The organism is uncultured Shimia sp., from assembly GCF_947493595.1.
Classification (GTDB): Bacteria; Pseudomonadota; Alphaproteobacteria; order Rhodobacterales; family Rhodobacteraceae; genus Shimia.
This window is the reverse complement of sequence record NZ_CANLRL010000003.1, coordinates 418,762-433,520: the sequence shown is the minus strand read 5'-3', so window position 1 is coordinate 433,520 and position 14,759 is coordinate 418,762. Positions and strand designations below refer to the sequence as shown.

Genomic DNA, 14,759 nt, shown 5'->3' with positions numbered 1-14,759 from the left:
CCTTTATTGTCTTGCAGGCCAGACTACGCGCTGCACCATTTGATGCAACCCCAACGGCGCATTGAAGAATCTGTTTCCCCGTTGCACCAGACTTCCGCGCCGCGTATCACCCACCTATGCCAAAGCAGTCTTTCTCACATGTCACAACTTGGGTGTTTGATCTCGACAACACCCTGTATCCGCCCGAAGCCCGCCTGTTTGATCAGATCGAGGTGCGGATGACCAACTACGTGATGAACGCTTTGGGCGTGGACCGCCCCAAGGCGAACCAGTTGCGTCAAGATTATTGGGCGCGCTACGGCACCACGCTCACCGGACTGATGCGCGAGCATGATGTTGACCCCGCACCCTACCTGATTGATGTGCACGACATCTCGCTGGATCACATGCAGGCCGATCACCTGCTGGCACAATACATCAAAGAGCTGCCCGGCCGCCGCATTGTCTACACCAACGGCACGGCGCCTTACGCGGAGCGCGTTTTGGCGTCCCGTGGGTTGGATGACTTGTTTGACGCCATCTACGGCGTTGAACACGCCAACTTCCTGCCCAAGCCGGAACGCGCTGCCTTTGAAACCATTTTTGCAAAAGACGGCGTGGACACCAAAACCGCCGCCATGTTCGAAGACGATCCGCGTAACCTGCAAGCGCCGCACGACATGGGCATGCGCACCGTACATGTCGCTCCGGATCCGCTGGATCACGATCACATCCACTTCCACACTGACGATCTCACGGCTTTTCTGTCAAAACTACGCTAAAAGTCGGGTCGGGCATGTGGTCGCAGTGCGACAAGGTGCCAGTTTAAACATGCAACCCAGATGAATATCTAACGCATGCGGCAGGAGAGCCTTTCTGACAGGTCTGATGGATCGGGGGAGCGCGGCAGTGTCGTGTCCCACAGTGCTATCTTTTAGCGTTATCCTCCCTGTTCCCCGCCCCCCCCCGGCGCGGGCCCTGTAAAGGACTGCCATCATGAGCCTCGCCTCTGCGTCAGACATTTCCGCTCCAAAAACCAAAACCAAACTGGACCCGGCCACCTGGGTTTGGACTGGCATCGCCCTGCTTGTCGCCCTCTGGGGCACCTCGGTTGCCATGTTTGGCGTACCGGGCCTCTACCTCCCGGCTGTGGCTTTGGTTCCCGTGGTTTACCTCGCCCTGATCCTGATTTCACGCGGGTGACATTTCATCCCCTTGGAACTGGTTTGAGCCAGGCGTAAGGTGCCGCGCAGGAGGCCTTTGCCATGACTGAGACAACCCAAGTGGACATCCTGATTTCCGGCGGCGGCATCGCCGGATTGACTGCCGCCGCTGCCTTTGGCGCAGCTGGATTTTCCGTGCAATGCGTCGACCCGGCCCCGCCAGTGACCGAGCGGGACGCGGCTGGCGCCGACATGCGCACAACAGCCTTCCTGCAACCGGCCCGCACGCTGTTGGAAGAGGCTGGTCTTTGGCAACGTCTCGATGCCCACGCCGCCCCGCTTCAAATCATGCGCATTGTCGATGCAGGCGGCGAAGTGGCTGAGCCGCGCATCGTAAAAGACTTCGACGCCTCCGACATCTCTGAACAGCCTTTTGGCTGGAACCTGCCAAACTGGCTCCTGCGCCGCGAAATGATCGCCCGCCTGGAAGAGTTGCCCAACGTCGATCTGCGCATGGGCTGTGGCACAACCACACTGTTCACCCGCACACATGAGGCCCGCGTTGGCCTGTCGGATGGCAGCCAAACCCGCGCCCGTCTGGTGATTGCCGCTGATGGCCGCAACTCCCCGATGCGCGAAGCCGCAGGCATCGGCACCAAAACCACGCGTTACGGGCAAAAAGCGCTCGCGCTGGCCGTGACACACCCAATCCCGCATGCCAATGTCTCTACCGAAATCCACCGCTCCGGCGGGCCTTTCACGCTTGTCCCCCTGCCGGACCACAACGGCATGCCCTCTTCAGCTTTGGTCTGGATGGAACGCGGCCCGCGGGCGCAAGAGCTCTTTGCGATGGAGAAGGCGGACTTTGAAGCGGAAATGACGGAGCGCAGCTGCGCTCTCTTTGGCCCGCTCACGCTGGCGTCCAACCGCACCATCTGGCCCATCATTTCGCAATCCGCTGACCGGCTCTACAGCCAACGCCTCGCGCTGGTCGCCGAAGCCGCCCACGTCGTGCCCCCCATCGGTGCGCAGGGTCTGAACATGAGCCTTGGCGATATGCGGGTTCTTTTGGAACTGGTCAAAGCTGACCCGTCCGATCTGGGCAGTGACCGCATGCTGGAGCGTTATCACCGCAAACGCTTCACCGAGGTCAAACTGCGCGTAAAAGGCATCGACCTGCTAAACCGTGCCTCCATGGCCGAAGCCCAACCTCTGCGCAACGCCCGCGCCCTTGGCTTGAACGCGCTTTATTCGCTTGGACCTGTCCGCAAAACGCTGATGCAAATGGGGCTGGGCGTGCGCTAACCGATGCGCGCCCTCCACACGTTTGTAACCAACCATTGGCAGCTTCTGATCCTGACGGTGCTGATCACGCTCCTCTGGAACACCGATGTGTTATTGCCCCTGCGCATCCTCACGGTGTTCCTGCACGAGCTGTCCCATGCAGTCGCCGCAATAGTCACCGGCGGCGAGGTTCTCAGCCTCACCATAAACGCCAACGAAGGCGGCCATGTCACTGCGCTGGGTGGCAGCCCGTTCTGGATCACCTCCGCCGGATACCTCGGGTCTCTGCTGATTGGTGCGGCACTTTTTCTCCTGGCGCTGCGCACCCATTGGGACCGCGTAATCCTTGCAGGATTTGGCATAATCACCCTCGCCGTGGCCGCCTTCTACGTCCGCGACCTCTTTGCCTTGGGCTTCACACTGGCGACAGGCGCAGCCATGCTGGCGGCAAGCCGATACATGAGCCTCGAATTCAACGACATGATCCTGCGCACCATTGGCATCAGCAGCATGATCTACGCGCCGCTCGACATATTCGACGACACTATCCGCCGCGCCCATTTGCGCTCTGACGCCCGCATCCTGGCGGAACAAGTTGGCGGATCCACACTTCTTTGGGGCGGCCTTTGGTTAGCGATCAGCCTCGCAGTGATTGCCCTGACCTTACGCTACGGATTGCCTCAAAACAGCAACATCGCGCTGCGCCGCACAAAGACGATTTAGCCCCCATTCGGCTATTTCTGCAAAACAAACACCAAAATGAAACGGAGGCAGCGCCAAAAACGCCACCTCCGCAAAACAGTCGTAATACAGACGCGATACCGACGTTCTAAATCACGGTATCAAGCACATTTCGTAAACGATTTATTGTCGCGTCCACGTCGTACAGTTTGTCCAATCCAAACAGTCCAAGCCGGAAGGTCATGAAGCCTTCAGGCTCATCACAGGCCAGCGGCACACCGGCGGCAATTTGCATACCCTCTGCCGCAAACTTACTGCCGTTCTGAACCCCCGGATCACTGGTGTAGCTCACCACCACGCCTGGCGCGCCAAAACCATCTGCCGCAACTGACTGAATACCTTTGCCTTTCAGCATGTTACGCACACCATCACCCAGCGCCCACTGCGCCAAACGCAGCTTGTCAAAGCCGTATTCTTTGGTTTCCAGCATCGTATCGCGGAACGCCCGCAGCGCATCCGTTGGCATGGTCGCGTGATAGGCATGGCCGCCATTCTCATAGGCCACCATGATGTCCCGCCACTTTTTCAGGTCGAGCGCAAAGCTATCAGACTGGGTATTTTCCAACCTTGCCAGCGCCTTATCCGACATCATCACCAGACCAGCCGACGGCGACGCGCTCCAACCTTTCTGTGGTGCAGAGCACAACACATCCACACCCAGCGCTTTCATGTCGATCCAGACACAGCCCGAAGCAATGCAGTCCAGAACCATCAAGGCTCCAACCTCATGCGCGGCCTCAGCTATGGCTTTGATGTAGTCATCCGGCAAGATCACACCTGCGCTGGTTTCCACGTGTGGCGCAAAGACAACCTGCGGTTTTTGCTTATGAATTTCCGCCACAACGTCCGCAATCGGCGCTGGCGCAAACGGCGCAGTGGCCCCGTTCCCAGTCTGCCGCGCCTTCATCACAGTGCTCTCCGCGGCAAACCCGCCAGCCTCAAAAATCTGGCTCCAGCGGTAAGAGAACCACCCGTTGCGTACCACCAGTGTTTTCTGCCCCGCCGCAAACTGCCGCGCCACGGCTTCCATACCGTAGGTACCTCCACCGGGTACCAAGGCCACAGCGTCTGCGTTATACACCTCTTTCAACAGGCCGGAGATATCCCGCATAACCTGCTGAAAAGCCTTGGACATATGGTTCAAAGACCGATCCGTGAACACCACGGAAAACTCGCTCAACCCACCGGGATCGACATCATGCGCCATCGGGAAACTCCTTATCATGTTACCTAAGGTCTAACGCAAAGCAGCGCGCGTACCAATCACCCAAAGCCTTCAAGACCCTTCGTCATTTCCATCAAGCGCTTACAGCGGTCCCGGCCGTCGTTCCTCGCTCAACAACACATTGGCTTCCACATTGCCCACCCCCGGCAAAGTCATCACCCGACGCCGCAAAACCCGTTCAAAATCAGAGATATCGCGCGCTGTGACCCGCAGCCGGTAGTCATAAAGACCCAACACATGTTCCACCGTCTGCACCTCTGGAATGGCCGAAACCGCCCGCTCAAAGTCGTCCAAACTCACCCGCCCTTTGGTGGCCAGCTTCACCCCAAGGAACACCGTCACGCCAAAGCCAAGCTTCTCATAATCCAGATCCAGCTTCCGCCCCGCAATCACCCCACTGTCCTGCAACCGCTTAATCCGCCGCCACGTCGCCGGCTGCGACAGACCAAACCGCCGCCCCAACGCGCCCGCGTTCTGCGTGGCATCTTCCGCTAACGCTTTGAGAAGACGACGATCTACCTCATCCAACTCAATCATATCGGCAGGCTTTCATCTGATTTGATCCGCGCCACATGCATGAGTGATTCAATATCCGCGATATGCGGCAGGGTCAGGATACGGCTTCGATACACCTCCTGATAATGCCCCATATCTTTGGCAATCACCGAAAGCCGCACATCCACTCGGCCCAAAAAGGTTTGAATCTCCGTGACTTCAGGAATGCCGCGCGCAGCTCCTATAAACTCATCAAACGCCCGCGCCTGTGTCTTGTCCAACGTCACCCGCAGCGAAACTTCTACTGCATACCCCAACGCTTGCCAATCAATCACCGCCCGCTGCCCGCGCAGCACGCCCGCCTCCTTGAGCTTCTCCACCCGTCGCGTCAGGCGTGACGTGGTCAGCGACAACTGATCTGCCAAATCAGGTACAGATTGAGTCGGGTCTGCTTGCATGTAGCGCAAAATGCGGCGATCAAGATCATCGAGCATGAATTATCCGAAATTTTACCTCTTTGAGAATGAATACTCGCAAAATCACGCGAATTACCAGCCAAATATGGTCGCCCCTCACCTCAAAAACCGTATTCTGCCTCCAGAAACCAGTCAAAGGAGCGCCCATCATGCGCGTTTATTACGATCGCGATTGCGACATTAACCTGATCAAAGACCTGAACGTTGCCATTCTGGGCTACGGTTCCCAAGGTCACGCCCACGCGCTGAACCTGCGTGACTCCGGCGCAAAGAACGTAGTGGTTGCTCTGCGCGAAGGCTCCCCTTCCGCAAAGAAAGCTGAAGGCGAAGGTCTGAAAGTTATGGGCATCGCTGAAGCCGCTGCCTGGTGTGACGTGATCATGTTCACCATGCCCGATGAGCTTCAGGCAGAAACCTACAAAAAATACGTCCACGACAACATCAAGCCAGGCGCTGCCATCGCGTTTGCCCACGGCCTGAATGTACACTTCGGCCTGATCGAGCCAAAAGAAGGTGTGGACGTGATCATGATGGCGCCTAAGGGCCCAGGTCACACCGTGCGCGGCGAATACACCAAAGGCGGCGGCGTACCTTGCCTCGTGGCCGTTGACACCGACGCAACCGGCAAAGCGCTGGAAATCGGCCTATCCTACTGCTCTGCCATCGGTGGCGGCCGCTCCGGCATCATCGAAACCAACTTCCGTGAAGAATGCGAAACCGACCTGTTCGGCGAACAAGCCGTTCTCTGCGGCGGCCTGGTAGAGCTGATCCGCTGTGGTTTTGAAACCCTGGTAGAAGCCGGCTATGCCCCTGAAATGGCATACTTTGAGTGCCTGCACGAAGTGAAGCTGATCGTGGACCTGATCTACGAAGGCGGCATTGCAAACATGGACTACTCCATCTCCAACACCGCAGAATACGGTCAGTACGTCACCGGCCCACGCATTCTGAACTACGACGAAACCAAAGCACGCATGAAAGACGTTCTGTCTGACATTCAGTCCGGCAAATTTGTACGTGACTTCATGCTGGAAAACGCTGTTGGTCAACCAACCATCAAAGCGTCTCGCCGTGCAAACGACGAGCATCAGATCGAGGCCACCGGCGAGAGATTGCGCGGCATGATGCCCTGGATCTCCGCTGGCAAAATGGTCGACAAAGCGAAAAACTAAGCGGCTCTCCGCTTGGGAAAAGGGGAGCTTCGGCTCCCCTTTTTTGGTTAAAGCTATCACTTTCCAATCACCTATTTGACCTTTTCGTCGCCACGAAGCATGGTCCATCCGTTGATTAAGGGACCCCTGCATGACCAACGACACAAACAAAAAAGTGACCCTGTTTACCCCCAAATGGTTGCAGGCAGTGTTGCGTGGAGAACGCCCCTCTGGAGAAACTTTTTGGGTCGGAAACTACGGGACTGCCCTATTCCATCAACCTCTCATGGCGCTCCTGTTAGTGTTGCCAATCAATGAGGCCATTCCTGGGGTATTGGCTGCATTGTTGGCTCTGTACGAACTTGCCCTGACAGTTGCTGTCGCCCGATCTCGCCCCGGCGTTCCTACTCCTTTGGGCTGGAAGATCGCAGGCGTCCTCGTCACCCTTGGGCACGCTGCTCTTTTTACATTTCTTGCTCTGTCACTTTTTGCAGGTAACACATGACCTCTACTCCTGAGATCACGATCAAGAGCTGGATTATGGTCGCCCTGCTCGGCTTGATCTGGGGTGGCACGTTCATGGTGCAGAAACTCGCGCTTGGCCACATGCCACCTTTTTGGGTCGCCGCTGGCCGGATCGGTTTTGCGGCGGTGATCACCATCGCGATTTGGCAGCTGCGTGGGGGGCGTATGTTCACCACTCAAGAAACGGACTGGACAAGATTGGGTTTTGTCTCGGTGTTTAGTGCCGCTGTGCCGTTCATGCTGCTGGCTTGGGCGCAACAATACGTCACCTCGGCCTTCACCGGTGTGTCGATGGCCGCCGTCGCTTTGATCGTCCTGCCGCTTGCACATTTCTTTGTCCCAGGCGAACGCATGACCCTGCGCCGCACCTTCGGCTTTCTCATCGGCTTTGCGGGCGTGCTTGTCCTGATTGGACCTGCAGCCTTTGCTTCCAGCGACAGTCCACTGGAAACCGCGGGACAAGTTGCCTGCCTCGCGGCCGCGAGTTGCTACGGCGTTTCCTCAATTGTGCTGCGCAAGCTCCCACCGCTCGATCCGGTTGGCCTAGCCGCTGCAACCCTGATTTTTGGCAGCTGTATGGTCATCCCGTTGGCATTCATTCAGCACGGCCCGCCTCCGATGCCGCCGCTTGAGGGCCTCGCATTGGTTGCCTTGCTTGGCCTCGTGCCCACGGCTGGTGCCACATTGTTGCGCATCATGGTGATCCGCACTGCTGGTCCGGTGTTCATGAGCCTCACCAATTATCAGGTGCCGCTCTGGTCGGTGGTGTTTGGTGTCACATTGATGGGAGAAGCGCTACCAGGCTCCATGGTGTGGGCAACACTTCTAATTTTGTCGGGTGTTGCATTAAGCCAACTGGGCGCTTTGCAGCGCCTGTTTGGCTCAAAAACCGTGTGATGGATCAGGCCACAGCTGCCTGAACCGCATCCACGACACTGTCAACAGTGCGCTCCAAAAGCTGCGCATCCTCACATTCGGCCATGACCCGTACAAGCGGCTCCGTACCGGATTTACGGATCAACAGACGCCCTTGCCCAACCAAGGCTGCTTCCGCATCCGCAATCGCAGCCTTTACAGTATCAGCATCCAACGGTGTCTGCCCTGCGCCATAGCGCACATTCTTGAGCATCTGAGGCACGGTTTCAAACACCTGCGCCAGCTCAGACGCTTTTTTTCCGCTTTCCACCATCGCAGCGAGAAACTGCAGACCAGCCATCAGACCATCTCCAGTGGTGGCATAATCCGTCATCACGATATGCCCGGATTGCTCGCCACCCAGATTGAAGCCGCCTTTGCGCATCGCTTCCACGACATACCGGTCACCAACCGCCGTGCGTTCCAACCGTAGGCCCTTGCCTTCCAAGAAACGCTCCAAGCCGAGATTGGACATCACGGTGGCTACAAGCGCACCACCTTTCAAGCGGCCTTGCTCTGCCCATTGGCTGGCCAGAAGCCCCATGATCTGATCACCGTCAGCCACTTTGCCCTTCTCATCGATGATCATCACGCGATCCGCATCGCCGTCCAGACAGATCCCGACATCAGCGCCATGCGCAACAACAGTTTCCTGCGCGGTGCGCGGGCTGGTAGACCCACAGTTCTCGTTGATGTTGTAGCCGTTAGGCGTGACGCCAACGGTGATCACTTCCGCCCCAAGTTCCCAAAGAGCTTCCGGCGCGGCGCGGTAGGCCGCACCGTTGGCACAGTCGATCACAACCTTCACACCACGCAGAGGCAAATCACGTGGCAAGGAGCTTTTTACCCGCTCAATGTAGCGGAACCGCCCATCATCAATCCGTTGCGCCCGACCAATATTCTGCGCTTGCGCAGGCTCCACACCACTTTCAATCAACTTCTCCAGCTCAAGTTCAACTTCGTCGGACAGCTTAAAACCGTCCGGCCCAAAGAATTTGATCCCGTTATCATCGGCCGGATTGTGGCTGGCGGAAATCATCACGCCAAGATCGGCCCGCATGGAAGTTGTGAGCAAGCCGACCGCCGGCGTTGGCACCGGGCCAAGCAAAAACACATTCATGCCGGTGGAGGTCAAACCCGCGGTCAGCGCGTTCTCAAACATATAACCGGAGAGGCGGGTGTCTTTGCCAATCACCACCCGGTGCTGGTTGGTGCCGTCATTGCGGAAATACCGGCCAACGGCTGCCCCAATCCGCAGCGCCATTTCGGCAGTCATTGGATAAATATTGGCAGTGCCCCGAACCCCGTCGGTTCCAAAGAATTTACGCGTCATTGTAGTCTCCTGTCGTCACTGCCTGCCACAGATTCAAAGCCTGACGGGTCTCCGCCACGTCATGTACGCGCACAATTTGCGCGCCTTGCGCCACACCTTCAAGCGCAACCGCCACAGAGCCCGGCATCCGCTCCTGTGCAAGCGAAGCCTTGCCGATGGTGCCGACAAACTTCTTCCGTGACGCGCCCAACAGAATGGGACAGCCCAAACCGTGAAACAGGCTCAGTCGCGCCAGTAAAGCAAGGTTATGCGCAAGGGTTTTGCCAAAGCCAATGCCGGGGTCTACGACGATCTGGTCGCGCGCAATTCCCCGAGATGTCAGATGCTCAACTTGTGTTTCAAGGAAGTCATAAACATCAAGCAAAACATCATCATAGGTTGGGTTTTGCTGCATCGTCGCCGGGTCACCTTGCGCATGCATCACACAAACTGGAACGCTTGCGGCTCTGGCGAACTCTGCCAATTGCAGATCATAAGTGAACCCGGACACATCATTCACCAGTGACGCTCCTGCTGACAAAGCCTGAAGCGCCACCTCAGACTTACGTGTGTCGATACTGATCGGTACATCTAGCCTGCCAGAAATCTCGCGAATAGCAGGCGCGGTCCGTGCGATCTCATCCTTTATCGGCACAAAATCGGCACCTGGACGCGTGCTTTCACCCCCAACGTCGATCAGGCACGCCCCCGCCGCAGCCATAGCCTCTGCTTGTCGCAAAGCCGGTGCAACGCCGTCGAACTGCCCGCCGTCCGAGAAGCTGTCCGGCGTCACGTTCAAAATCCCCATAAGATGAGCGATGCCCATATCCAAACCACAAATCGGGGCACGCGCGGCGCAAAGCCGTGTCAGGACGTCAGCTGGAACATCTGTCACCGGGGTTACATACGCAGCACGACCACGTTGCAACACTTCAACATGGGTAAACCAACACCAGCCACCGGCCAATGTTCTGGCACTTTGGGGGCGCGCGGCATCGGTTTGAGCGATGGGACGAAAATAGAGTTTCATATCGGCTGCTTGCGCAAACCCGGCTCAAAAATCAAGAGTCAAAGGGATTTCTGGGAGATCGCAACGTACCGGCTTGCGGTGTCCCCTGCGGTAACGTCGGCATCCCCAATGACCCAAAACGCTTCCGACTGCATCTCAGCGGCGAACCACGACGCAAGCCCCAGAGGATCGCTGGGCAGAGCATCCGGCCCTTCCACTGCATCCAGCACAATCTTAGAAGGCGCCCACACGCAAATTTGGCCATTCTTCATCGCCCAATCCAGCTCAGTGCGCGTATCCACAACCACGCACCGCTTGTCTCGCGCCGCCAGCATCCAGGCATTTTGCTCTATCGCCAGCAGGTCCACACGCCTCTGTGTCAGATCTTGACTAGTCTGCGGCGCCGTCACATCCGGTGCGCCCACACATAAAATCAACGGAACACCCGACTCTTCAAGCTGGTCGATCCAACCAGGCAGATTTTCAGAGTTCCGCGCTTCATTGGAGACATAGACTACGCGCGGCTTTATTGGCTCTTCGTCAACCAAAGTCTCGACTGGCAACAAATGTGCTTTTCGAGAGCGCACAATTTCCACACCAAGTGCGCCCGGACCACGATCCAGTTTCTCAATCCGAACAAAAACCCGCTGCGCCTGAGGTTCAAGCAACACCCGGTCAGCCACCCGTGCCGCCAAGGTTTCCAGGAGATTTAGGCGTTCTGCCGCCAACTCAAAAGCGATCGCTTCCGTAACTTTGTCATAGGACAAGATGCGGTCCACATCATCATCAGCCACCGCAGCGTTTGTCGGTAGCACTTCAACGACGACATTAAAACACACGCGCTGCGTGGCACCCCGCTCCGCCTGAAACGCCCCAATCTCAACTTCGACAATATGATCCCGCAAAGAGATCCGATCCAGCGGATCAGATCCGGACGTCGCCTCCGCGCGTTCCGAAGGGTGGGCAAAGGCCAGTCGAATTTCGTTGCTCATAGGTCAGGTCCGCGCAGTTGTCTGTCCCCTTTTAAGGGTATGCGCAGGCTTTATCAGGCCCGCCCTGTGCAAACCATAGCGGAAAGCGGCGCAATACGCCGCTGAAACGCCCGATTTCGCGCAATGACTTAGTTTTGGGAAAGACGCGTCGGCATCCGGTAGAAATGATGCACCCCAATTGTCGTGGTGCGCGGGAAAGTGCGCGCCCAACGTGGGTTCACCGCTTTGGTGTGATAGTGCGTCGCGCCATCCGTCAGCTGTTTTGGCGCGCCGTCCAAAAGCAGCTGCGCCACTTTGCCGACGCGTTCATACGCACCGTGCTCGCGGATTTTGTTGCTAATTCCGTCACAGTTATAGGTGAACTGACACTGATATTTGCGACCACTCGCAGTGCCCTGATTGATAACGCCACAGACACTGTCAGGGAAGGAGGCGTGTTTGGACCGGTTCATGATGACCTCTGCCACCGCAAACTGCCCCTTCACGCTTTCGCCACGAGCTTCAAAATACAACGCTTCGGAAAGACACTGCCATTCCGCCGTACGATTCGCCTCCGCCACCTTTGGCTGACTATCAATAAACGCCCGGCTGTAGCTGATTTCGGTTGGCGCTTGTTTCTTCTTGGCGCCAAAAATGTCGCGCAGGGACTTGCCGTCAAACAGCACCAGCTGGCGAGGTTTCTCTTTGTTTTTGACGTTGGACGGAGTCGCTTCTGCGGAAGCCAGACCGGCAGTCAAAGCAAATGCAATAACACTAACAATCAGTTGGCGCATCGGAACCTCATGGCGGGGCAAGGCGCCCCTGGCAGCTGTTAACGAGGCGTCTCTTAAAGGAAAAAGCGTAAATGGTCCACTAATGCACAATGCCGCACCAAAGGTGTGGCAGAAACTCAGCAAATTTAGAGCGATTTTTTCCTTAGTTTATTGTAGCTTATCCGCAATCGCCAATTGGGCCGCCGCCAAGCGGGCGACGGGCACCCGGAATGGAGAGCAGGACACATAGTCCAAACCAATCTCACGACAGAAGGCAATCGATTCGGGGCTACCGCCATGTTCACCACAGACTGATAGCGTCAAACCGGGCTGTGCGCGACGTCCCCGCTCAGCCCCAAGCCGCAACAACTCGCCCACACCTTCCTGATCCAGTGTGTGGAACGGGTCCTCAGGAAAGACACCTTGCTGCACATAGGGGCTCATAAACCGCCCGGCATCATCTCGTGACAGACCATAGGTCATTTGGGTCAGGTCGTTGGTGCCAAAACTGAAGAACTCACAATGAGGTGCGATATCCTCTGCGCGCAGCGCAGCCCGCGGCGTTTCCACCATGACGCCAAGCCGATAGTCAAAATCTCGCCCACGCTCGGTTTTCACCGCTGCCGCAATCGCATCAATGCGGGTTTTGACCAGCTCAACCTCCCGCTTGGCCGATACCAGCGGGATCATGATCTCCGGCACCACGGGATCCTCATCGCCACAGGCATCCAAGGTCGCCTCAAAGATCGCCCGAGCTTGCATGTCAAGAATTTCAGGAACCGTAATTCCAAGCCGAACACCGCGCATGCCCAGCATTGGGTTGTATTCCACCAAGGCTTCAACACGTCGAGTGACATCCGACAACGGCAAGTTCAATGCCTCCGCCAAATCGCGCAATCCCGCGCGATCCGTCGGCAGAAATTCGTGAAGCGGCGGGTCAAACAGACGAATGCACAACGGCCGCCCGTCCATCAACTCAAACAACTCAACAAACATGTCGCGCTGCATCGGCAACAGCGCCTGCAATGCCACGCTGCGATCTTCCGGCCCATTGGCAAAAATGACTTCACGCATCGCAATCAGCTGATCTGCTTCAAAGAACATGTGTTCAGTCCGGCACAAGCCAATGCCTTCTGCCTGAAAGGTCAGCGCGGTTTTGGCATCGGCGGGCGTATCCGCGTTGGCGCGCACCCCAATGTCGCGGCTCTCATCCGCCCATTCCATCAAAGTCTGAAACGAGTCGTCCAAAGCCGCTTCCAGCATCTTGGGCGCACCGGCCAAAATCTGCCCGTTGGTGCCATCCACGGTGATGACGTCACCTTCCTGAAAAATCCGTCCATCTGCAGCAACGATGCGCTTCTTTCGCGTTTGAAAGCGCATAGACGTCGCGCCAACAACACAAGGCAAACCAAGGCCACGGCCGATTACCGCCGCATGGCTGGTCATACCGCCGCGTTCTGTCAAAGCAGCACTCGCAGCATGCATTCCGCGAATGTCTTCGGGATTGGTTTCCCGCCGCACCAACACACAGGCTTCGCCACGGGCCGCGCTTGCCTGCGCTTCGGCCGCCGTGAAAACAATCTTACCTGTGGCCGCTCCGGGACTGGCCGCAATACCGGTCCCCAACACATCCCGTTCTGCCTCCGGATCGACCTGACGATGCAACAGCTCGTTCAGCGCACGCGGCTCCACCCGCATGACTGCCTCTTCGCGCGGTATGATCTTATCCTCTGCCAAAGACACCGCAATCCGCACCGCAGCCCGTGCGCTGCGTTGTACGCGTACACCGTCCAAGATACGGAGTTTCCCGTTTTCAAGCGTGAACTCGATTTGCATTTCTTCACGCAAGCGTTTGCGCATCAAAATGGAAAACTCGATCAACTGATCAAAGGCCTGCGGTGCCTGTTCTTCCAGGGAAGCCCCACGCTCATCCTTTTTGAGAAACAACGCGGCGGCACCGGTCTGCATGGCGTCACGTCCCTGAGATTGGCTCATGTAACGCCCGGTGATTTGCGGCAATCCAGTGTCGCTGTTCACCAACTGCAGCACGCCACTGCCACTCTCGCCTTTGCCAACGCCCAGCGCCATCGCTTGAATGACCAACCCAAGTCCGGCATCCGCCGGCGCCCCTTTGGCCTGGCGCAATAACCGTGCGGTTGTGCCTTCCCAAGCCCTCGCCATGGAGCGCAACACACCAATCAATTGGGTTTCGAGAGATTGCGGAAACGGTTCTTCCGCCTCATCCTCATAAGCCGCCAGATAATCGGACACAGCATCTGCCGAACCACTATCCAGGTCGTCAAATATATCAGGATCCAGCCGCGCAACATGGGTCGAATAGGACTGAATAAATTTCAGGTAAAGCTTGGTTGCTGCCTCCGCGCCGATGCTGTCGCTCAGCTTTCCAAACAACACATCATTTATACCGATGTTCAAAATCGCCCCGGGACCACCCCAATCCGGATCTTCGGAGCTGGGCCGCACGCACAACAGCTGATCATCAGAAAAGGGCGCCAGCATACGTGCCACATCCGGTAGCTCACCGGCCGCAAGCCCATGCACCGCATCAAATGACAGCGCCACGGTTTCTGGCACCGGTAGGTCCAATCGCACCAATCGCTGCAAACACTTAGCACGTCCGCCATGGGTCGCGGGACTCATCGGCGCATCAGGGGTGATCAGGGTGATATGCGGATCGCTTTGCTGCACTGCGGCACCTATTTGTTGTGCAATGCAGCAT

General features: G+C 57.2%; 15 protein-coding genes. 7 read left to right on the top strand and 8 right to left on the bottom strand.

Annotated elements, in window-relative coordinates:
* Positions 1-116 precede the first annotated feature (116 nt).
* The 4 genes from Q0955_RS10995 to Q0955_RS10980 all read left to right on the top strand — a co-directional run bounded on the left by Q0955_RS10995 (position 117) and on the right by Q0955_RS10980 (position 3,149).
* Positions 117-761: a pyrimidine 5'-nucleotidase gene (locus tag Q0955_RS10995; RefSeq protein ID WP_299424224.1), complete on the top strand. Its 645-nt coding sequence runs from the start codon at positions 117-119 to the stop codon at positions 759-761.
* Between the two features lie 214 nt (positions 762-975).
* On the top strand, positions 976-1,182 hold the full coding sequence (locus Q0955_RS10990) for a hypothetical protein (protein WP_299424222.1): 207 nt from the start codon (positions 976-978) through the stop codon (positions 1,180-1,182).
* Between the two features lie 62 nt (positions 1,183-1,244).
* Complete coding sequence (locus Q0955_RS10985) at positions 1,245-2,447, top strand: UbiH/UbiF family hydroxylase (protein WP_299424220.1); 1,203 nt, start codon at positions 1,245-1,247, stop codon at positions 2,445-2,447.
* Between the two features lie 3 nt (positions 2,448-2,450).
* Positions 2,451-3,149: a M50 family metallopeptidase gene (locus tag Q0955_RS10980; protein ID WP_299424219.1), complete on the top strand. Its 699-nt coding sequence runs from the start codon at positions 2,451-2,453 to the stop codon at positions 3,147-3,149.
* A 106-nt stretch (positions 3,150-3,255) separates the two neighbouring features.
* Here Q0955_RS10980 and Q0955_RS10975 read toward each other — a convergent pair whose 3' ends face one another.
* The 3 genes from Q0955_RS10975 to Q0955_RS10965 form a co-directional block, all read right to left on the bottom strand.
* On the bottom strand, positions 3,256-4,374 hold the full coding sequence (locus Q0955_RS10975) for an aminotransferase class V-fold PLP-dependent enzyme (protein WP_299424217.1): 1,119 nt from the start codon (positions 4,372-4,374) through the stop codon (positions 3,256-3,258).
* Between the two features lie 99 nt (positions 4,375-4,473).
* A complete protein-coding gene (locus Q0955_RS10970) occupies positions 4,474-4,929 on the bottom strand; it encodes an Lrp/AsnC family transcriptional regulator (protein WP_299424215.1) in 456 nt (151 codons plus the stop codon).
* The gene (locus tag Q0955_RS10965) at positions 4,926-5,381 is read right to left on the bottom strand and encodes an Lrp/AsnC family transcriptional regulator (RefSeq protein ID WP_299424214.1); all 456 of its coding nucleotides are present in this window, start codon (positions 5,379-5,381) and stop codon (positions 4,926-4,928) included. Before Q0955_RS10965 ends, Q0955_RS10970 begins: the two co-directional genes overlap by 4 nt.
* Positions 5,382-5,512: 131 nt before the next feature.
* On the opposite strand from Q0955_RS10965, the gene ilvC reads away from it, so the two are divergent.
* The 3 genes from ilvC (at position 5,513) to Q0955_RS10950 (ending at position 7,936) form a co-directional block, all read left to right on the top strand.
* Positions 5,513-6,535 (top strand): ketol-acid reductoisomerase, encoded by a 1,023-nt coding sequence (gene ilvC, locus Q0955_RS10960; RefSeq protein ID WP_299424212.1) that lies wholly within the window; start codon positions 5,513-5,515, stop codon positions 6,533-6,535.
* A 130-nt stretch (positions 6,536-6,665) separates the two neighbouring features.
* Entirely contained in the window at positions 6,666-7,019 is a 354-nt protein-coding gene (locus Q0955_RS10955) for a hypothetical protein (protein WP_299424211.1), read from the top strand.
* Positions 7,016-7,936, top strand: a complete 921-nt coding sequence (locus Q0955_RS10950) for a DMT family transporter (RefSeq protein ID WP_299424209.1) — start codon at positions 7,016-7,018, stop codon at positions 7,934-7,936. The genes Q0955_RS10955 and Q0955_RS10950 overlap by 4 nt, the downstream gene beginning before the upstream one ends.
* 4 nt (positions 7,937-7,940) lie before the next feature.
* Here Q0955_RS10950 and glmM read toward each other — a convergent pair whose 3' ends face one another.
* The 5 genes from glmM to Q0955_RS10925 form a co-directional block, all read right to left on the bottom strand.
* Positions 7,941-9,287: a phosphoglucosamine mutase gene (gene glmM, locus Q0955_RS10945; RefSeq protein ID WP_299424207.1), complete on the bottom strand. Its 1,347-nt coding sequence runs from the start codon at positions 9,285-9,287 to the stop codon at positions 7,941-7,943.
* Entirely contained in the window at positions 9,277-10,296 is a 1,020-nt protein-coding gene (folP, locus tag Q0955_RS10940; protein WP_299424206.1) for a dihydropteroate synthase, read from the bottom strand. Before folP ends, glmM begins: the two co-directional genes overlap by 11 nt.
* Before the next feature lie 38 nt (positions 10,297-10,334).
* A complete protein-coding gene (locus Q0955_RS10935; RefSeq protein WP_299424204.1) occupies positions 10,335-11,267 on the bottom strand; it encodes a dihydroneopterin aldolase in 933 nt (310 codons plus the stop codon).
* Between the two features lie 128 nt (positions 11,268-11,395).
* On the bottom strand, positions 11,396-12,040 hold the full coding sequence (locus tag Q0955_RS10930) for a cell wall hydrolase (RefSeq protein ID WP_299424202.1): 645 nt from the start codon (positions 12,038-12,040) through the stop codon (positions 11,396-11,398).
* 147 nt (positions 12,041-12,187) lie between these two features.
* Entirely contained in the window at positions 12,188-14,680 is a 2,493-nt protein-coding gene (locus tag Q0955_RS10925; protein WP_299424366.1) for a putative PEP-binding protein, read from the bottom strand.
* Positions 14,681-14,759 lie beyond the last annotated feature (79 nt).